At 62.8% G+C, this 17,699-nt stretch carries 21 protein-coding genes and 1 tRNA gene; 10 read left to right on the top strand and 12 right to left on the bottom strand.

The window, feature by feature from the left end; genetic code table 11:
- Positions 1-125: 125 nt before the first annotated feature.
- From msrQ to J7528_RS14390, 3 genes are all read left to right on the top strand, one after another.
- Entirely contained in the window at positions 126-755 is a 630-nt protein-coding gene (gene msrQ / locus J7528_RS14400; protein ID WP_291875563.1) for a protein-methionine-sulfoxide reductase heme-binding subunit MsrQ, read from the top strand.
- Positions 756-794: 39 nt separating this feature from the next.
- Positions 795-1,550, top strand: coding sequence for a DNA repair protein RadC (gene radC / locus J7528_RS14395; protein ID WP_291875560.1), 756 nt, complete (start codon positions 795-797; stop codon positions 1,548-1,550).
- Between the two features lie 105 nt (positions 1,551-1,655).
- Positions 1,656-2,900 (top strand): dipeptidase, encoded by a 1,245-nt coding sequence (locus J7528_RS14390; protein WP_291875559.1) that lies wholly within the window; start codon positions 1,656-1,658, stop codon positions 2,898-2,900.
- Between the two features lie 148 nt (positions 2,901-3,048).
- Here J7528_RS14390 and map read toward each other — a convergent pair whose 3' ends face one another.
- The 3 genes from map to sfsA all read right to left on the bottom strand — a co-directional run bounded on the left by map (position 3,049) and on the right by sfsA (position 5,586).
- Positions 3,049-3,876: a type I methionyl aminopeptidase gene (gene map, locus J7528_RS14385; RefSeq protein ID WP_291875557.1), complete on the bottom strand. Its 828-nt coding sequence runs from the start codon at positions 3,874-3,876 to the stop codon at positions 3,049-3,051.
- 105 nt (positions 3,877-3,981) lie between these two features.
- On the bottom strand, positions 3,982-4,374 hold the full coding sequence (locus tag J7528_RS14380; protein ID WP_291875555.1) for a hypothetical protein: 393 nt from the start codon (positions 4,372-4,374) through the stop codon (positions 3,982-3,984).
- Positions 4,375-4,866: 492 nt separating this feature from the next.
- On the bottom strand, positions 4,867-5,586 hold the full coding sequence (sfsA, locus tag J7528_RS14375) for a DNA/RNA nuclease SfsA (RefSeq protein ID WP_291875552.1): 720 nt from the start codon (positions 5,584-5,586) through the stop codon (positions 4,867-4,869).
- Positions 5,587-5,638: 52 nt separating this feature from the next.
- On the opposite strand from sfsA, the gene J7528_RS14370 reads away from it, so the two are divergent.
- The gene (locus J7528_RS14370) at positions 5,639-6,403 is read left to right on the top strand and encodes a competence/damage-inducible protein A (RefSeq protein WP_291875548.1); all 765 of its coding nucleotides are present in this window, start codon (positions 5,639-5,641) and stop codon (positions 6,401-6,403) included.
- A 3-nt stretch (positions 6,404-6,406) separates the two neighbouring features.
- Here the strand turns inward: J7528_RS14370 and J7528_RS14365 are convergent, their stop codons facing one another.
- Both J7528_RS14365 and J7528_RS14360 read right to left on the bottom strand, forming a co-directional pair.
- Positions 6,407-6,805, bottom strand: a complete 399-nt coding sequence (locus J7528_RS14365; protein WP_291875545.1) for a helix-turn-helix domain-containing protein — start codon at positions 6,803-6,805, stop codon at positions 6,407-6,409.
- Between the two features lie 204 nt (positions 6,806-7,009).
- Positions 7,010-7,134, bottom strand: a tRNA-OTHER gene (locus tag J7528_RS14360).
- A 223-nt stretch (positions 7,135-7,357) separates the two neighbouring features.
- On the opposite strand from J7528_RS14360, the gene J7528_RS14355 reads away from it, so the two are divergent.
- The 3 genes from J7528_RS14355 to J7528_RS14345 all read left to right on the top strand — a co-directional run bounded on the left by J7528_RS14355 (position 7,358) and on the right by J7528_RS14345 (position 10,816).
- On the top strand, positions 7,358-8,056 hold the full coding sequence (locus tag J7528_RS14355) for a hypothetical protein (RefSeq protein WP_291875542.1): 699 nt from the start codon (positions 7,358-7,360) through the stop codon (positions 8,054-8,056).
- Between the two features lie 370 nt (positions 8,057-8,426).
- Positions 8,427-9,290: a hypothetical protein gene (locus tag J7528_RS14350; RefSeq protein ID WP_291875539.1), complete on the top strand. Its 864-nt coding sequence runs from the start codon at positions 8,427-8,429 to the stop codon at positions 9,288-9,290.
- A gap of 362 nt (positions 9,291-9,652) precedes the next feature.
- On the top strand, positions 9,653-10,816 hold the full coding sequence (locus J7528_RS14345; RefSeq protein WP_291875535.1) for a hypothetical protein: 1,164 nt from the start codon (positions 9,653-9,655) through the stop codon (positions 10,814-10,816).
- A 133-nt stretch (positions 10,817-10,949) separates the two neighbouring features.
- Here the strand turns inward: J7528_RS14345 and J7528_RS14340 are convergent, their stop codons facing one another.
- Genes J7528_RS14340 through J7528_RS14325 form a run of 5 tightly spaced genes read right to left on the bottom strand, consistent with a single transcriptional unit; the run spans position 10,950 to position 12,691 of the window.
- The gene (locus tag J7528_RS14340; protein ID WP_291875532.1) at positions 10,950-11,216 is read right to left on the bottom strand and encodes a hypothetical protein; all 267 of its coding nucleotides are present in this window, start codon (positions 11,214-11,216) and stop codon (positions 10,950-10,952) included.
- Positions 11,213-11,533: a sigma factor-like helix-turn-helix DNA-binding protein gene (locus tag J7528_RS25590; RefSeq protein WP_363269896.1), complete on the bottom strand. Its 321-nt coding sequence runs from the start codon at positions 11,531-11,533 to the stop codon at positions 11,213-11,215. The genes J7528_RS14340 and J7528_RS25590 overlap by 4 nt, the downstream gene beginning before the upstream one ends.
- Complete coding sequence (locus tag J7528_RS14335; RefSeq protein ID WP_291875529.1) at positions 11,521-12,000, bottom strand: hypothetical protein; 480 nt, start codon at positions 11,998-12,000, stop codon at positions 11,521-11,523. The genes J7528_RS25590 and J7528_RS14335 overlap by 13 nt, the downstream gene beginning before the upstream one ends.
- A complete protein-coding gene (locus J7528_RS14330; RefSeq protein ID WP_291875526.1) occupies positions 11,997-12,377 on the bottom strand; it encodes a hypothetical protein in 381 nt (126 codons plus the stop codon). Before J7528_RS14330 ends, J7528_RS14335 begins: the two co-directional genes overlap by 4 nt.
- Positions 12,374-12,691: a hypothetical protein gene (locus tag J7528_RS14325; protein ID WP_291875524.1), complete on the bottom strand. Its 318-nt coding sequence runs from the start codon at positions 12,689-12,691 to the stop codon at positions 12,374-12,376. Before J7528_RS14325 ends, J7528_RS14330 begins: the two co-directional genes overlap by 4 nt.
- 333 nt (positions 12,692-13,024) lie before the next feature.
- On the opposite strand from J7528_RS14325, the gene J7528_RS14320 reads away from it, so the two are divergent.
- Positions 13,025-13,255: a helix-turn-helix transcriptional regulator gene (locus J7528_RS14320; RefSeq protein ID WP_363269893.1), complete on the top strand. Its 231-nt coding sequence runs from the start codon at positions 13,025-13,027 to the stop codon at positions 13,253-13,255.
- Positions 13,256-13,306: 51 nt separating this feature from the next.
- On the opposite strand, the gene tcmP is transcribed toward J7528_RS14320, so the two are convergent.
- Positions 13,307-14,572, bottom strand: coding sequence for a three-Cys-motif partner protein TcmP (gene tcmP, locus J7528_RS14315; RefSeq protein ID WP_291875522.1), 1,266 nt, complete (start codon positions 14,570-14,572; stop codon positions 13,307-13,309).
- Between the two features lie 150 nt (positions 14,573-14,722).
- On the opposite strand from tcmP, the gene J7528_RS14310 reads away from it, so the two are divergent.
- Positions 14,723-15,499, top strand: coding sequence for a DUF5131 family protein (locus tag J7528_RS14310; protein WP_291875520.1), 777 nt, complete (start codon positions 14,723-14,725; stop codon positions 15,497-15,499).
- 30 nt (positions 15,500-15,529) lie between these two features.
- Positions 15,530-16,780 carry a three-Cys-motif partner protein TcmP gene (locus J7528_RS14305; RefSeq protein ID WP_291875518.1) on the top strand — a complete coding sequence of 417 codons (1,251 nt, stop codon included), beginning with the start codon at positions 15,530-15,532 and terminating at the stop codon, positions 16,778-16,780.
- 235 nt (positions 16,781-17,015) lie between these two features.
- Here J7528_RS14305 and J7528_RS14300 read toward each other — a convergent pair whose 3' ends face one another.
- On the bottom strand, positions 17,016-17,699 hold the full coding sequence (locus J7528_RS14300; protein ID WP_291875516.1) for a DUF6118 family protein: 684 nt from the start codon (positions 17,697-17,699) through the stop codon (positions 17,016-17,018).

Below are 17,699 nucleotides of genomic sequence, written 5' to 3'. Positions count from 1 at the left end.
GGATCCAGCTGGAAGAGCGCTGGGGCGGCCGCTACGGGCTCAGCGCCTTTCCAATCAGCCTCCGCGCTCAGAGATCTGGGCCCCGGCTTTCGCTGGGGAGACGGGTTTGGGTTCGAGGTCGTTTGGTGAACAGTCCACCTCGCAAACGCCCGTCCAAAACACAGGACAACCTCGTCTACGCCCTGGTCTGGGCGGCCTGTTTCGCGCCGATCGTCTGGCTGGCCTGGAAGGGCTTCAACGGCGACCTGGGCGCCAATCCGATCGAGAAGCTGATCCGCCAGCTGGGCGTCTGGGGGCTGCGCCTGCTGCTGGTCGGTCTGGCCATCACGCCGGCCGCGCGGATCCTGAAGAAGCCGCGCCTGGTGCGTTTCCGGCGCACGATCGGCCTTTTCGCCTTCAGCTACATCCTGCTGCACCTGGCCAGCTATATCGGCGTCGACCTGTTCTTCGACTGGGGCCAGCTGTGGAAGGACATCCTCAAGCGGCCGTTCATCACGCTGGGCATGCTGGGTTTCGTGCTGTTGATCCCGCTGGCGGTGACCTCGACCAACGGCTGGATCATCCGCATGGGCCGCGCGGCCTGGAGCCGGCTGCACAAGCTGATCTACCTGATCGTGCCGCTGGGGGTCGTGCACTACTACCTTCTGGTCAAGGCCGACCACCGGCCGCCGCTGGTCTATGGCCTGGTGTTCGTCCTGCTGATGGGCTGGCGGCTGTGGGAAGCCAGGCGACAGACTGCCTCTAGACAACCATGAGGCGATAAAGCGTAATGCTCGCCTGGAGTCGAGGGCGGCATGGTCAGCGTCAAATCCCTGGGCGTCTCGGATGCCGAGCTCTTTGCGGTCGTCCCGGTCGAGGCTCCGAAGAAGCGCTCGGCCCACGCCCACCATGCCGGCCATCGCGAGCGTTTGCGCCAGCGGGCCAAGGTCGGCGGGTTCGTGGCCCTGCCGGACTATGAGCTGCTCGAACTCTACCTCTTCCGCACCTTCCCGCGCGGCGACGTCAAACCCCTGGCCAAGAGCCTGCTGACCCGCTTTGGCTCGCTGGGCGCGGTGCTTGGGGCGACGATCGAGGAGCTTGCCACGGTGCCGGGCGTCGGCGAGGCGGCGGCCATGGATATCAAGCTGCTGCACGAGGCCACCTTGCGGGCGGGCCGTGACAAGATCGTCAAGCGGCCGGTGATCAGCTCGTGGAGCGCCTTGCTGGGCTATGTCCGCGTCGCCCTGGCCAACGAGTCGCGCGAGCAGTTCCGGGTGCTGTTCCTGGACAAGAAGAACCAGCTGATCGCCGATGAGGTGATGAACCGCGGCACGGTCGACCACGCCCCGGTCTATCCGCGCGAGGTGATGCGGCGGGCGCTAGAGCTCTCCAGTTCCAACATCATCATCCTGCACAACCACCCGTCCGGCGACCCGACGCCCTCGCGCCCGGACATCGAGATGACCAAGCAGATCGTCGAGGCCGGCAAGGCGCTGAAGATCGCCGTCCACGACCACCTGGTGGTCGGCCGCGAGGGCGTGGCCAGCTTCAAGGCGCTGGGCCTGATGTAGATCGGATCAGGACGAGAATTTTCTCATCAGGACGAGCCGCCTCGGCTTGACGCCCCGCATTGAAACCTTGAGCGTCGCGGCCTTGGTTTCGTCCGGAGTCTGCTCATGCGTCGCCTGCTCACCGTTCTCCTCGGATCGGCCGCCCTGCTCGGCGGCATCGCTCATGCCGCCGACAAGAAGGCGACTGAGAAGCCGGGTGATGTCCCCAAGGCCATCAAGGCGCTGCACGACAGCTTCCTGGTGCTGGACACCCACCTGGACACGCCCGAGCACTTCTCGCGCCACGGTTGGTCGATGCTGGACGAGCACGGCGTGGCCAAGGACGGCAGCCAGGTCGACCTGCCGCGCATGAAGGCCGGCGGCCTGGATGGCGGCTTCTATGTGATCTACACCGGCCAGGGCGACCTGACCGCCGAGGGCTATCGCAAGGCCCGCGACTTCGCCCTGAACCGCGCGACCGAGATCCGCGAGATGGTCGCCGCCCACCCCGACCAGTTCGAGCTGGCCTATACCGCCGAGGACGCGGTGCGGATCAACAAGGCCGGCAAGAGCTTCGTCTTCCAGAGCATCGAGAACTCCTGGCCGATCGGCGAGGACCTGACCCTGCTCCAGACCTTCTACGCCACCGGCGTGCGCATGGCCGGGCCGGTCCACTTCCGCAACAACCAGTTCGCCGACAGCTCGACCGACCCCAAGGGCAAGATCTGGAATGGCTATTCGCCGCTGGGCCTGCGCTGGCTGGCCGAGGCCAACCGCCTGGGCATCCTGGTCGATGTCAGCCATGCCAGCGATGACATCGTCGACCAGTCGGTGGCCTTGTCCAAGGCGCCGATCATCGCCTCGCACTCGGGCGCCAAGGCGATCTTCGACCATCCGCGCAATCTGGACGACGCGCGCATCAAGAAGATCGCCGACAGCGGCGGCGCGATCTGCATCAACTCGGTCTATCTGCGCGCCAGCGCCGACAGCCCTGAGCGCAAGGCGGCCCTGGAGGCCATCGGCCGCCCGCCGCGCGACGAGGCCAGCCAGGCCGACGTCGTGGCGTGGATGGCCAAGAAGGTGGCGGTCGACAAGCAGTACCCGCCGGTGCGCGCCAATTTCGAGACCTTCATGGCCAGCATGCTGCACACGCTGAAGATCGCGGGGCCGAAGGGCGTCTGCGTCGGGGCCGACTGGGACGGCGGCGGCGGCGTCGAGGGCTTCGAGGACGTGGCCGACCTGCCCAAGATCACCGCGCGGCTCAAGGCCGAGGGCTATTCGGACGCGGATATCCAGAACATCTGGAGCGGGAATGTGCTGCGGCTGATCGCCGGCGCGCAAGCGTATGCCAAGAGCGTGGCGGGGAAGTAGGGGGCGGTTAGGTCGAATAGATCCTCCCCCGCGATGCGGGGGAGGTGGCCCAGAGGGCCGGAGGGGGCTCGTGCTGACTAGGCCGAGCTCGCCCCCTCAGTCGCTCCGCGACAGCTCCCCCGTATCACGGGGGAGCATCTTCAAGGCATCAGCCCAAGATCGCCGGCTGGAACAGCCCGGCCGGCGAGGCGGTGAAGACCTCATAGCCATCCTCGGTCACGCCGATCGAGTGTTCGCACTGGGCCGACAGCGACTTGTCGCGGGTCACGGCGGTCCAGCCGTCGTTCAGCACCTTCACGGCCGGCTTGCCCAGGTTCACCATCGGCTCGACGGTGAAGAACATGCCCGGCTTCAGCACCGCGCCCTGGCCGGGACGGCCAAAGTGCAGGATGTTCGGGGCGTCGTGGAACACCCGGCCCAGGCCGTGGCCGCAGAAGTCGCGGACCACCGAGCAGCGCTGGGCCTCGACGTAAGACTGGATGGCGTGGCCGATGTCGCCCAGCGTGGCGCCCGGCTTCACGGCTTCCAGGCCGCGCTTCATGCCTTCATAGGTGATCTCGACCAGGCGACGAGCGCGGGGGCCGACTTCGCCGACGCCGTACATGCGCGAGGTGTCGCCGTGCCAGCCGTCGACGATGGCGGTGACGTCGATATTGACGATGTCGCCTTCCTTCAGGTTCCAGTCGCCCGGGATGCCGTGGCAGACGACGTGGTTGCGCGAGATGCAGACCGTCTTGGGATAGCCGCGATAGTACAGGCAGGCGGGCAGGGCGCCGTGGTCCAGGATGAACTCGCGAGCCAGGGTGTCCAGGTGGTCGGACGAGACGCCCGGCTGCACGTGCGGGATCAGCATGTCCAGGCACTCGGCGGCCAGCTTGCCGGCCTTGCGCATGCCTTCGAAGTCCTCGGCCTTGTGGATCTTGATCTGACCCGTGCGGGTCTCGGCTTCGATCTCGAGGGTGTTGTCCAAGGTCATGCTCTACTCGGGCGGTCGCCGCCGCGTGCGCGCGACGATCAATCAGGAAGGGGCGTATCTCGCAATCCTAGCACGGATTTCAAGCCCTTGCCCCTCCTTCAACGCTCACTGGCCCGGGTTGATGCGTCGCACCGTGTCGGTCGCCGGGCGGATTTCCTTGATGAAGGTCGCGTCCAGGCTGGTGGGCTTGTCGCGGCGCACATGGCAGACGCCCTGGTAGCGCGTGACCCGGCCGCTCTCCTTCTCGGTGACGTCGGCGGTGAAGCTGACGTCCCACTCGCCCGGCTTGCCGGCGGGGGAGGGCTTCATGTCGTTGGAGGTGACGCTGCCGATCTCTTTCAGGCCGAAGCGGTCCTCCAGCTTGCCGGTGCAAGCCTTGAACGCGAACACGGCCCGCAGACCGGTCATGAAACCGTTCTCGGGCTTGCCCGGATCGGTCCGTCCGCAGGCGGACAGGCCAAGCGCCAGAACGGCGAGCACCAAAGCGGCCTTCCTCATGCGATCCCCTCAGTTCGCGTGCGGGCGAATGGGTAACCGAAGCCGCGACGATTGCAGCTTAAATCGCTGTTAGGTGGCGTGAGCCCACAGGACGCGGATAGAACACTTCCGTCTTTGGAGCGCGACGCAGTTCGCTCGTCTGACTACCTGATTGCTTCGGCAATGGTTTTAACCAACAGAAGCAAGGCAAATACGTAGATGGTAGTCAGAGCCACCCTCACCCCTGTGGTGCCAATTCCTTCGACTTTTAGGAAGAGAAACGACACCGTTAGGCGTTCCTTAGCGGACTCGCTTGGCGGTTTTGGTTCAAGATTTTTGGAGGTGGGCACCGACGGATTCCTTCATTGAATAAGAAGAAATCCCTTCGGGTATGGGGCTCAGATCGATGGAGGAGGTCAACCCCTCCGTCCACAGGAACCTTGTTCTAAATGCTGTTCGGATTGAACATCATTGAAAACGCTGAGAATTTTCGACGCGAAAAAATGCAGCTTCTTATTTTGTTGACAACGGGGCGGCCTGCCAGGTGATCCGCCGATCGATCCGCACCGCCTGCGTGCTCATCGCGCAAGCATAGACCAGCACCTCGACCCCCGCCGCGGCCGCCGCATCCAGGCCCGCCGCGAACTTCGGGTCCAGGTCGGCGCAGGCCTGGAAGGTCTCGCAATCCTCGCGCTGGACGACGAACAGGGCCACGGCGCGGTCGCCTTGCGCGACCTGGGCGGCGAGGTCGGAGAGGTGGCGGGTCGAGCGGTCGGCCTTGCAGTCGGGGAACTCGGCCAGACCTGGCGTGCGGGAGAAGTGCACGTTCTTGACCTCCAGCCAGCAGGGCGGGCGATCGGGGTGGGTCAGCAGGAAGTCGACGCGGCTGGCCTCGGCGTATTTCACCTCGGGCTTGATGGTGGCGTAGCCGGTCAGCTCCGGGATCGCGTCGGCCGCCAGGGCCTCGGCGACCAGCTTGTTGGGCAGCAGGGTGTTGATCCCCACCAGCGCGTTGCCCTGTTCCACGCATTGCAGGGTGTAGGCCAGCTTGCGCTTGGGATCGTCCGACCACGACACCCAGGCGCCCTGGCCGGCGTCCTTGACGCCCAGCATCGCGCCGGGATTGGGGCAGTGGGCGGTGATCGCCCGCCCGTCGTCCAGGATCAGGTCGGCGAAGAACCGCTTGTAGCGGCTGACCAGGCGGCCATGAACGAGCGGTTGCGGGAGCAGCATGCTGAGCCTAAGTCGGGAGCGTAAGACGCAAGCGACATAAGGGATCGAAACGATGACGACCAGCGAGCGCGTGACGGCTGCGGTGATGATCATCGGCGACGAGATCCTGTCGGGCCGGACCCAGGACGTGAACCTGTCGGCCATCGCCAAGTACCTGGCGACCTACGGCGTCGACCTGTGCGAGGCCCGCGTGGTGCCCGACATCGAGGAAGAGATCGTCGACGCGGTCAACGCCCTGCGCACGCGCTACGACTACGTCATCACCACGGGCGGCATCGGCCCGACCCACGACGACATCACCGCCGACTCGATCGCCAAGGCCTTTGGCGTCACGGCCCCCGAGCATCCCGAGATCATGGCCATGCTGCGCGAGCGCTGGGGCGAGCCCAATGCCGCTCGCCGCCGCATGGCGCACGTGCCCGAAGGCGGCAGCCTGGTGAAGAACCCGGTGCAGGGCCCGCCCGGCTTCCAGAAGGAGAACGTCTTCGTCCTGGCGGGTGTGCCGGCGATCATGCGCGGCATGCTGGAGGACGTGGGTCCGCGCCTGCGCACGGGCGCGGTGGTGCTGAGCAAGACGGTGCGGGTCACCGGCACGGGCGAGGGTACGATCGCCGCGCCGCTGGAGGCTGTCGCGAAAGCCCATCCGGACATGTCGCTGGGCAGCTATCCGTTCTTCAGCCCGCCGGACGTCTACGGCGCCAACCTGGTGCTGCGCGGTCGCGACGCGGCCGAGCTGGACGCGGCGGCAGCTGAGCTGATCACGGCGCTGACGGAGGCGGGGGCCAGCAACATCGAGCTGCTGGCCGACCCGACTTAAATCCTATTCCTCACCGGCGACGGCGCGGGCCAGGTCGACCAGGTGCTTGCGCATGCCGGCCGACTTGATGCCGGTGAAGGCGCGGGCCAGTTCGGGCGCGCCGGGCAGCGACCAGAAGTCGGCCATCTCGTTGGCCAGGTCGGCGGCGGTGGTGTCGGCGCCTTCCGGATCGTCCAGGCCCTCGAAGAAGAAGCCGATCGGCGTCTTCAGGAACATGGCCGTGGCCTGCAGCTTGCTGGCGCTGATGCGGTTGGAGCCGCCTTCATACTTCTGCACCTGCTGGAAGGTCAGGCCCAGCGCGTCGGCCAGGGCCTGCTGGGAATAGCCCAGGTCCTTGCGCCGCATGCGCAGGCGACGACCCACGTGGATGTCGACGGGATCGGGGGTCTTGTCTTCAGCCATGATCACTTACTCGAACGCGACGGATGGGAGGTAGCTCATCGAGCCGTCGCGCGCGAACGATCGTCCTGCGTGACGCGGGCGCGATCCTGGCGGGAGTCGAGGCGTGGAGAAACGTTTATTCCTGTGCGGAATGTTTATTCCCGAATGGCGGGAATTGCGGTCGCGCTTGCGCCCAAGGGTAGATCGCCCTGATTCCGAGGGTTTTGGTAGGGACGGTGGGACTCGAACCCACACGGATTGCTCCAACGGATTTTAAGTCCGGTTTATATTGTTGAATTTAAAGGAGGATTTCAGCTTTTGTGTTAGGCGATTGTGCTAAGCACGGCCTTGCTAACGATAGTCGCGCTTTCGGCGCAGACTGTCCAGATGTTACCGGGTTAGTTGTCAGGCGGGCCTAAGCTGCGATCGGCGACCTTGAAAGAGTCCGCTTACCGGGTGGCTATGCGCGTCCGAGGGCATCGGCCACACCTGGTACCGTTGAGTCACGCGCCCCTTTCACTCCAGGCGAGAACCGATCTATGGTCACGCTTCAGGGTGGCGGTGAGGCGACGCGTGTTTGAGACCATTTCGAAGTATTGGGCCGGGCCGATCTCGAACGCGGTGATGGTGCTGCTCGCCGTGCTAATCCTGCGCCCCATCATCAAGAAGGTAGCGCTGGAGCAACTATCGGCAGCCATCGCCGCAATGAACGAGGCCAAGAACCTGCCAAATCATATCGCTGGCCTAGTGAAGGCCGCCGAAGAGTTGCGCGGGGTCAATCGCGAACTGGTGTCGCTGAACGACCGGATTGGGCAATTCGATCTGATCACCGAGCAGCTCGATATCGTGAGCCGCCGGATCGACGATCTTCAGAAGATCACGGAGGAAAGGCCGGCGGAAGTGATCGTTGAAGCAGATGGAGCGGGCGAAAATCCGGTTGAAATCGACCGTTTTGAAGCCGCCGCTGAACTGTGGTTCTCCGCCAAAGCACATATTGAAGGATTGATCGAGGCTATCGTAGATGGACGAGTCCGGCGCAAATACAGCAGCATTCCGCGCTATCGTTACGACGACATCACCAGTCTCTTGGTTCGTGACCACTTGATCACAAGAGATCAGGCTGACGCAGTCAACGCAATGGACGCTGCATTCCGCTCGATCAGAAATCGCAAGCGAGCAGTTACCCAGGAGATGCTGGGTTCGTTTGGGGCGTGGCGCAATCGCATCTTGATCGAGGCGGCTCCAAATGTTCACGTGCCGGACGCAGACTGACCTAGTATAGTTAGGGCATGCCCGTCGGTTGCCGTGAGCCCCGGGACAAAGGCATCGAGGTGTTTTGCCTTAAGGCCAGCAGCATGGTCCAAGGACTCGCGAAACTTTGGGCGCAGAAAAAAGCCGAGGAGGAGCTGATCGGTGCCTATCGCCGGCTCCCCAATCACTGGAACGCGCTGCCGGACTTGATCTTGCGGGACTAAGTTGAGCTGGATCTCCGAGTTACTGACCGCGCGGCGCGAGACGCGCTCGAAATCGATGACGCCGCGGACTGATTGAGGGCGCCCGATCCGCACCCCCCGGGCAAGGCTCAACGCCACGGGCAACCGAAACAAGGCGACAAGCGAGGTTCGCTCACATGGCGGTGTTCATGACCAAAGTCTGGGGCTTCGGGGCCCCAGTGGGACCGCTACAGTTTAGTAGCACGGGCTGGCGGGAGAACGCGCTCGCGGCCCTTGAGCCTGGCGACGTTGTGGTCTTGGTCGGGACCCTTGGGGCTGAGACGCAGCCGCACGAGCAGGGCCGGATCCTCGGCATGATGGAGCCCACCGACAAGCGCGTGGCGGCGCTCGATTTCCTTAAGCCCGATCGCCCCGAGGATTTCGGTCCCGATGGCGAATACAAGTGGCCCTTCGCCCTTCTCAACCGGAGGGCCTGGACCTTCGACGAGCCGCGGGTTCGTCTGGCCGATGTCTCTTCGCGGACCTTCAGCATGGATTCCGCTCAAGGGATCGTGCCCCTGACGGACGATGAGGCCGCCACGATCCTGAAGTTACCTCGTACAGAGGTGGCGCTACGAACCTCCTTCAAGACCGAGCAACGCCTGGAAGGGTCCGAAGTCGTACGTCGTCGTGGTGCGCCCCCGCCCAGTACCATGCGCCGGGGCGTAATGCACATGCGGCGCGCGCCGGCCTATACCTACGCCTTCAAGCTAGCCGGAGCCCGCCCTAGCGGCTTCAAGATTGGTTGGGCGTTCGACTGGAGCGCCCGAATGGCGGGCTTCAACCAAGCGGCTATGCCCAGTCTCGGCGGGCTGGAATACAAGCAGCTCATCGTCGAGTTATGGCCGACAGCGATGGACGCCTTCCGGATGGAGCAGGCCATATTGAAAGCTTACAATGGCCGGCGTCATCCGCGGAACCGGGAGATCATCACCGGTCTGGGCGATGGCGACTTCCTGGCAAAATGGGCCGAGGTGCTGGCGGGCCAGATCAAGGCGCGACGACAGGCCTAACCTTGTTCTCGTGCGGGTAGGCCAGCTTGGCCAGTGCTACGCGGGCGCAGGCAATGACGAGTGCTTCCAGATCTCCATGGAACAACCGGGCGGTAGGCTGGTCACGGTCAAGGTCTAGGACGTCGAAACTCGCGACGACGCTGAGTTTCACCGAGCATGGCAGACCCAGGCAACCAATCCTCGACGTCACACTGGACGCAGCGTGGGAGCAAATCGCCGAGTGGTCCAGGAGACCTTGAAGCAGCGCTGTTGACTGGTGTCCGCTTTACCACCCAACCAGGAACTTGACGACGTCGGCTTACAGGACCTAGGTCGCCGCGGTCCCTACCGGATACGTTCTGAAGCCTAGCGCCCATCCGCTCATGACTCGAGAAGAACTCCACGAGCAGGTCTGGTTGAAACCGATGCGGACGGTTGCTGAGTCGATCGGAATTTCCGATGTGGCGTTAGCTAAGCGCTGCCGCGCCGCTGACATCCCGGTTCCGCCTCGCGGCTGGTGGGCCCGCAAGCAAGCGGGCAAGATGGTAAATGTGCAGCCGCTGCCTCGGGCACCTTTCGTCCTGGCCAATTATTTCCCAGCTATGGAAGTGAATCTCGCAGTTCCAGGGGATAGTTGCGGCGGCGGGCGTGCAGAACAAGCATCTTCGGGTGCGCCGCATTTCAGGGATATTGCGAAGGTTCGCGATGAGATCCGGGCTGCAGTCAAGCCGATCAAAGTCCCCAGCGACCTGAGCGCGCCGCATGCGGCAGTTGCAAGACTTCTCCGACAGGACGCTGAGCGCAAGACGACTGCGGAGCCGGACCTCTGCTACGAGCGGAACGCGAAGAAGTTTGCCTCGCCGATCCAACAGCGGCGGCTGCGGATCTTGTCGAGCATCTTTCGGGAGCTCGAGCGCCTCGGATGCAAGATCAGCGGCGCTACCCACGCAGGAGAGCGCTTCAGCATTAATGTCGGTGGTGCGTGGACCTACATACTTTTCGGGATCGAGGGCGGGCCGGCTTCGACCTACTTCTACCCCGACCGCAAAGGTCCCAAGGCTTCCGACCGGCCCCAGCTAAGGTTTGATCTTGTCGAGTTCGACGATCGAAGCCCTCCGCTGCAGACCTGGCGCGAAAGCCAAGAACCTCTCGAGCGACAAGCGTCCGAGATCGTGCGGGGGCTTCTGATACGGACCGAGGACGAGACTCGGCGTTTCGCCCTCCAGAAGCAGAAGTGGAAGCTAGAAGAGGACGAACACAAGCGAGCCGAGCCGGCTCGTCCTGCCAAGCCGATTGAAACCAAGTCGAGCGTGGTTGCTGCGCCCCCCGCCACACCAAGTCTGGAAGCGCTGCTCAATGGAGCCGATGCTTTCGAGAGGGCCGCTCGCATCCGACGCTACGTGGCGGCTGTGAAAGCTGCGTTCTCGGAAGAAGGCTCGGCCGAGCAAGTCGCAGAGCGCGAGAGGTGGGCCGAATGGGCGTTGCAGCAGGCAGATCGAATCGATCCTGTCGTCTCACGCATCTTCATGTCGGAGAGCAAGCTCTGAGAGGACGCTCAGTAAGCGTAGCCGTTTTAAGTCCGGTGTTGGCGTCGATTTTAAAGAGGAATTTCGATCTGTGTGCTAATCGCCAGCTTAAGCCCACTATCGCCCCTCTGCCCACGAGTGTTGATCACTTTGGTCACTGGACAGTAGGAATGGGTCCCCGTACCTCGGCGGCGCGCTTGTACATCAAGGCGCCCAGGCGCAACGCCATCTCCTGATCAGGTCCGGAATCGCTTCTGGCGAGGAAAACTGTCGCAAGCGCCTCCCACTGATCGGGGCTGCTCGCGTCGATCTCAGCGTCGCCGATTTCCAGAACGAACGTTTCCAATTCACGGCGATCCGGGCCAGGAATCTGAGCCACGATCGCCTCCCACCAAGTCAGGTTCGTGAGTTCGTCTGTCATGGATTTGGCTCCAGGCTTTCTATGAAGTCGACTATCCGGAAGAGCCGTAGGATCGCAGCAGCGAAGCGGGTTTCGACTTCCTCCGCCGTGAGGCCTAGGTGTCGACCGATTTGAAGGTAGTCCCACGCGCGAAACCTGTTCAGGACAAAAACGTCCCTTTCCGCCTCAGGCAGCCGGAGCAGGGCGTACTTGATCGTGCTGGCCTGATCCGCGCGGTCAAAGGAGCCGCCTGGCCAGAGATGCGGATGGCGCAGCCTCCACAGTTGAGACTGGTGCGTCCACCAAGGTCTACGTAAGCGGAGAGCTAGACCGGGCAAACCAAGTACTCTGGCCGCACCCGTGCCAACTCCCTGTGGACTTCGATGTGCACGTCCCCAAGCAGGATCGCGATCAGCGCATGGGCGACCGTCCAGTCGATCGACGCAGCCAGTTCAGTTGGCATGTCGGGGATAGAATGAGACTTGTAGTAGGGGCTGAGGACCGCCGCGACTTCCGCGAGCTTTGGTGAGCCTCCCTTGAACCCAGCGCGTGTCGCGCTTTTCAGCGCCTTGGACAGGTCGTGGCGCACGTGGATGCGATTCCAGTCATCGCTGATCCCTCGGCCTAGCAAGTACGCCTTCAGCGCCAATTCCGTGGCGATGGCCATGAAGTGCAGGGCATTGTCCGGAAACCGAGGAAGCAACTTGTCAGTACCGTGGAAAAAGCCCTCGGCATTGCGGAGGAACGGTCGAGCAAGAGCACGGTCGTCGCCCCGGTGCCGGCGGTGAATGGCGTCGATCCTCATGGCAGTCTTGCCAGTAGCTTAAGATCGCGGACCGCCCGTGTAACGAGGCCATGGACGCCGGGATAATCCTCCGGGAGGAGGATGGCTGCGGCTAGCGAGAGGCTGGCAATGACGGTGACGGTGTCGGTAGCCGGGGCTTCCGGGAGCGCATCGAAAAGAGCGGCCTGCTCATCGCCTATTTCTTCGAACCGCCTATCGATCTCGTCAAAGCGTTTGGCTTCCGGGATCGCGCGTTGCTGTTCGGGTGTCAGGTTGAGCCAATCGTAGTGCGCGACAAGCCAGCTCTCATGATCGCCCCACGCGGTGTGCAGGCTCTCGCGCTCGGCCTCGAGCATCATCCATCGCTGGATGATCTGAAGCGTGGAACCGTGGGTCATCTCGGAAAGCCCTCAGGCAGGTGTGTCGCGCCACATCCAGGGCAGCGACCTTCCGAGAGGTAGGACCAGGCCTTTTGAATGTAAGGCCAGGCATCGCCTTCTTCGAACTTGAGGATGTGATAGGCGATGGAGAGCAGGGCGACCGCATCCTGCACGCTATGCGGCTTCGCCTTTTTCAGCGGGCCAAGTGCGGTCTCACGAGCTGCATGCAGGCGCCTGCACTCGGCATCGACCACGGCCATTTCGCGACCGGTGGGGAAGGCTAGCCGATCCGTGTCCGAAAGATTGAAGTAGTCGAACTCGCGGATGGCCACCTTTTCGAGATCGGTCCACCGATTGCTCGATTGGTCGATTAAGCCCTCTAACCTGACGACCGCAGCGCACTGTGCGGGGATGTGGGCCGCGCTCGGCGCTGGCGATCCCCGCACAGGCCCCGCTAGCGGTAACCCTGCTACGCCGAGCAAAAGTCGGCGGGAAACGGCTGTCGAAGCTTCCTTGTGTGTAGGCATGCGGGGGCTCCCGGCGCAGGCGCTCGGTCCGATCAGCACGCTAATCGGTGGAGTTTTGGAGGTTTCTGCTTAGACTTCAGCGAATTTCTCCGACTGAGTCAACAGAAATTCGCAAGAACTCGGAGGATTTCTCTAAAAATGGTGTCGCCGGCTCAAATTCGAATGGCACGTGCAGCCCTTGGCATCAGTGTTCGAGAGTTGGCTGACCGCGCCGACGTCGCGGATTCGACCATTCATCGGTTTGAGTCGAATAAGGGAGGGATGCAGACTGGCACCCTCGAACGGATTCAATCCGCCTTAGAAGCGGAGGGCATCGTTTTCGTCAGCGCAGATTTCAGTGGCGGTCCTGGAGTGCGCTTCAAGGGCTGACTCAACGCTGACCTTGGGAATGTCCGCACCTATCTGGCGAAGGGCGTCCGCCTACGGCCTTGAAACTCGATTTTCATCGGCAGGAGACCGCTGACGCGGGCCCCATCCAGTGACGAAGAGCGAACCGTCCTTGCGGAGCTCGTTGGCCATTTGATTGATCTTGGCCTTTCCGACCACGTGCCGTTCCATCACGGCAGGCCACACATCGCGCCAGCGTATGCTGGACGGCGCCTTTGGGATCGCTTCTAGCAGCGTCGCCTTGGCCGAGCGCTCCTCTCCATCGAGGATCGCCTTTGAAGGGGCAGGCGCTAGGTCGCCCAACGACGACCAGAGCTCGGTCTGCTTAGTGGCTTTGACAGCCGCGTCGAGTTTAGCGACGCCGCGCGCCTCATCTTGCTTGGCCAGGGCTTTGATCTGGCTGTTTCGAAAAACCTCCAGGCCGATCGCGTTTCGCGTACCGTAGACGAGGCTATAGAGCGGCCGATCCATTGTCGGCCTCAAGACGGTCGTCTCGGCCACATGCCGATATCCGCCGATCTTACGTAGCGAGCTCGAGAATATATCGACGAGGACCGTCTTTCGATGGTCCGTAGGATCCATGCCAGGCGGCGGCACTTCGTCGAGCCTAATGCGCCATCCGTCATCGGCAAACAGCAAATCGAGACTGGCGGCGGTCTTGGGGTCCAGCGCTTTAGCAAACCGGTTGATGAAATCGAACATGAAGTTGAACACGACTTCGCTATCGGCCCGCTTCAGCAGGGGCGCGATGCGGCGCATGTCGACCTTCCAGCCCTTGGGGTCGATGAAGAAAAAGGCGAAGGCGCTTTTGGGGATATCGCGCAGGATCGTCGGTGCCTGATCGATAAAGGAGCCTAGGTAGGTTTTGATCTCGACTTCTGGAAAATGCGCCCGAACCTCTTGAAGCCGCTGATAGGAACCTGGGTCCTTCTCGACGAGGTAGGCCGAGACCTTTCGCGGCCGACCCAGGCCCGCCCAAGTCGCTTTCGCCCGCGTCAGGGCGCCCAAAGCAATACCGAACGAGGTGTCGGCGAACCCTTCGTCCGCGTTCTGCCAGGGACCGGAGAAGCCATCGACGTAGGCCAGCTCGGTCCATTGGCTTCCGACCTTGTGCGCCCACGTCTCGACGTATTCGCTGAGCAGGAAGTGCTTCACATAGGCCTGCTCGCGACCTCGGTAGAGCTCTAGATCGCCGATCATCACGTGCTCGTGGCAGCCCGCCGTCCACCTGCGGCGCGATTCACCATTGCAAAGCCGCGTGTGGGCGTCGAGAAAAACTCGCCAGGGTCGAGCGACCATGGCGTCCGCTCTTGACGTGGGGCTCTCCCACAGTGGTCGCCAGAAGAACTTGCGGTGCATAGTTATGCTTAACGAGTTCTTTCCGCTTGAAGTTGGAAGGTGGGCCACGGCAGCACGTCTCGTTTGAGGCGCGACACGAGAGTTTGACCTATGGCTGAGACGCAAATCGAGTGGACCGACGCCACCTGGAATCCCGTGGCGGGCTGCTCAATCGTCACCGCTGGGTGCACCAACTGCTACGCCATGCAGATGGCGCGACGCCTCGAAGCTATGGGCGTGCCGAAGTATGATGGACTAACCCGTAAGAGCGGTAAGCGCGCGATTTGGAACGGCGTCGTGCGTGAAGACCGCTCGGCGCTTGAGATCCCGTATAGCTGGCGCAAGCCCAGGAAGATCTTCGTCAACTCGATGAGCGATCTGTTCCATGACGCCGTCAGCGAAGAGTTCATCGTCGATGTCTGGCGCGTGATGCGCGAGACGCCGCATCACAACTACCAGATCTTGACCAAGCGACCCGAGCGCATGGCCGAGGTCGTTTCGCGCGCGATCCCGGAGGTCCTCCCTAACGTTTGGCTGGGTACCAGCGTGGAAAACGCCGACGTCGCCGGACGCATCGACCATCTGCGCGCCGTGCCGGCCGCCATCCGCTTCATCTCGTTTGAGCCCCTGATCGGCCCGGCCGGCCGGACGGATCTCACCGATATTCATTGGGCGATCGTCGGCGGCGAGAGCGGGCTCAATGCGCGTCCGATCCGGGAGGACTGGATCGACGAGATTTACGCGCAATGCGATATCTACGGCACAGCTTTCTTTTTTAAGCAGTGGGGCACTTGGGGCAAGGATAACAAGAAACGTTCCAAGAAGGCCAACGGCCGCGTGTATCGCGGGCAGACCTGGAACGAGATGCCAGCGGCGCCGGAGATCTAACTTCGCGCCCGCGTTCGACGGGGTTGGAGCTTGAAGACAGCGGGTTACGACGACTGGGTCGAAAAGGCCAATCTGGACGACCATTCCCGACGTAAGCATAAGATTCTGCGGGAGTACTTCCGCCAGTATCTGCTTGTCCGATGCCAGCTCCCCTCGCAAGAGCGTTTCCGCATCGCCATCGTCGATGGCTTCGCCGGCGGCGGTCGCTACAACTGCGGCGCTTCTGGATCACCACTAATCTTTCTCGAGGAACTCGAAAGCACTCTCGAACAGATCAGTATTCAGCGAGCCATTAAGGGCATGAAGCCCATCGAGATCGAGGCGATGCTCGTATTCAACGACGCATCGCCTGACGTCGTTGAGCTACTCCGATCACGATGTGAGCCTCTGGTGGCGGCCATCAAAGACAAGCCCTCCAAGCTTCACATTCGGACGCAGTACTTCTCCGACCCATTCGAGCTGGCCTATCCCGCCATGAAGGCGATCGTCGAGGGCGGCCGCTACCGAAGCGTCATCTTCAACCTAGATCAATACGGCCACGCTGATGTCCAGGTCGCCACCGTCCAGGACATCATGCGCATCACTGCGTCGACGGAGGTCTTCTACACCTTCGCGGTCCAGACGCTGATGACTTACCTCAGCAAACGTGACCCGGCGCTGCTCGAACGCCAACTTCGGCATTTGAGCATCACGTCAGAGCAATTGCGTCATCTGGACGAAAAGCTGATGTCCAAGAAGGAGTGGCTCGGAGCGGCGGAGAAGACGGTCTACGAGGCGCTCAAGGTGTGCGCGCCCTTCGTCAGCCCATTCTCGATCCGCAATCCCGACGGCTGGCGCTACTGGATGCTGCACCTGGCCAACAATTACCGAGCTCGCCAAGTCTATAACAACGTCCTGCACGACAATGGCGAACTAGACCATTTCGGCCGCTCTGGCTTACGGATGTTCAATTACAACCCCGCCAATGAAGGCCGTCTCTACCTGTTCGAGGAGAACGATCGGGTCGCCGCGCGTGATCAGTTGCACGCCGACATCCCTAATCTCGTAATGGAGGCCGGCGACGTTATGACGATGAGCGAGTTCTATGAAACCGCTTACAGCGCGACGCCTGCCCACAAGGACGATATTCATGCCGCCATGCTCGAGAATGAAGATCTCGAGGTCCTGACCCCCGAAGGCGGCGTCCGCCGCAAGGGCAACACCATTTCGGTCGAGGACACGCTTCGCCTCAAGAAGCAGCGGTCGTTTTTTCCGATGTTCGGCCCCAAGCCGAAAGTCTAGCCGCGCGCCCCGCCCCATCGCGCCACAGCGATATATCGCTCGTTCATGGATAAGGTCGAGCGCGAGCCCGGTTCGCCATCGCCGCGAGGCTTAAGCCCCAAGTCCTCGGACGGGCCAAGATAGAGGTCGGGCCGCAGTGTAAAGTCGGCGTCGGCCGTCGAGTGTGGCGGATGAACCCAGCGCTCCTCTTGCGAACATCGCGTTCCTGGGAGGGCGTCAACGTCCGTTCTTGGCGCTAGCGCGACGCACCCACCGGCCGCGTTGAAATCTTGCACGTGGCGCTTCCTTTGGCGCGGCACGCCTCCAAGGCGCTGCGATTGTCGTCAACCAGCCTCAGGTCGTCGACCATCGCACGCCAAGACTCGGGTTTCGCCTTCGCGACTAGCCGCTGACCTGCCGACCATCGATCTTGCTTCAGCGTGGCCGCCGCCATCCGCTCGGCCACCTGCCAGCGATCGGGTAGGGCGCGCGCGATCGGCCCTGACAGACCGATCCAAAGGACGATGCCCGCCATCACGCCACCGGCGCTTGCGGCGATCACCCACCTTCTTTGATCGTGCGCCGCACGGGGACGCGGAATGATCTCACCCAACGACCGCACGGCATCGTCCAACGCGCGCTGCGCCCGCGACCAGTCGCCCTGGGCCTCCTGCCTGGCCCGCGCTGTCACTGCCTGCACCTCTCCCGCGACTCTAGCCGGCGTCATGCTGAGCAACGGCGACTGCGCCAAGGCCTCCATCCGCTTGTCCACCGCCGCGAGCTGAACGGCCATCTTGCCCAACGTCGGACCGTAGTCGACCGGCTCGTGCCGCTCCTCGGCCGCCGCCAAGCCCTCGACCGCCCGCCGCAACAAGGCGACCTCGGTCCGCAGTTGGCCGAATGCTTCCTCGGCCGGATCGCCATACGCTTCGTTCGGCAC

Source organism: Caulobacter sp. (assembly GCF_017744445.1).
Taxonomy (GTDB): domain Bacteria; phylum Pseudomonadota; class Alphaproteobacteria; order Caulobacterales; family Caulobacteraceae; genus Caulobacter.
The sequence above is the reverse complement of the archived record's forward strand: the minus strand, read 5'-3'. Positions and strand labels throughout refer to the sequence as shown.

Coding starts and splice junctions, on each gene's coding strand:
- radC (WP_291875560.1), top strand. CDS start 795: ATGGTCAGCGTCAAATCCCTGGGCGTCTCGGATGCCGAGCTCTTTGCG.
- J7528_RS14390 (WP_291875559.1), top strand. CDS start 1,656: ATGCGTCGCCTGCTCACCGTTCTCCTCGGATCGGCCGCCCTGCTCGGC.
- map (WP_291875557.1), bottom strand. CDS start 3,876: ATGACCTTGGACAACACCCTCGAGATCGAAGCCGAGACCCGCACGGGT.
- J7528_RS14380 (WP_291875555.1), bottom strand. CDS start 4,374: ATGAGGAAGGCCGCTTTGGTGCTCGCCGTTCTGGCGCTTGGCCTGTCC.
- sfsA (WP_291875552.1), bottom strand. CDS start 5,586: ATGCTGCTCCCGCAACCGCTCGTTCATGGCCGCCTGGTCAGCCGCTAC.
- J7528_RS14370 (WP_291875548.1), top strand. CDS start 5,639: ATGACGACCAGCGAGCGCGTGACGGCTGCGGTGATGATCATCGGCGAC.
- J7528_RS14365 (WP_291875545.1), bottom strand. CDS start 6,805: ATGGCTGAAGACAAGACCCCCGATCCCGTCGACATCCACGTGGGTCGT.
- J7528_RS14350 (WP_291875539.1), top strand. CDS start 8,427: ATGACCAAAGTCTGGGGCTTCGGGGCCCCAGTGGGACCGCTACAGTTT.
- J7528_RS14345 (WP_291875535.1), top strand. CDS start 9,653: ATGACTCGAGAAGAACTCCACGAGCAGGTCTGGTTGAAACCGATGCGG.
- J7528_RS14340 (WP_291875532.1), bottom strand. CDS start 11,216: ATGACAGACGAACTCACGAACCTGACTTGGTGGGAGGCGATCGTGGCT.
- J7528_RS14335 (WP_291875529.1), bottom strand. CDS start 12,000: ATGAGGATCGACGCCATTCACCGCCGGCACCGGGGCGACGACCGTGCT.
- J7528_RS14330 (WP_291875526.1), bottom strand. CDS start 12,377: ATGACCCACGGTTCCACGCTTCAGATCATCCAGCGATGGATGATGCTC.
- J7528_RS14320 (WP_363269893.1), top strand. CDS start 13,025: ATGGTGTCGCCGGCTCAAATTCGAATGGCACGTGCAGCCCTTGGCATC.
- tcmP (WP_291875522.1), bottom strand. CDS start 14,572: ATGGTCGCTCGACCCTGGCGAGTTTTTCTCGACGCCCACACGCGGCTT.
- J7528_RS14310 (WP_291875520.1), top strand. CDS start 14,723: ATGGCTGAGACGCAAATCGAGTGGACCGACGCCACCTGGAATCCCGTG.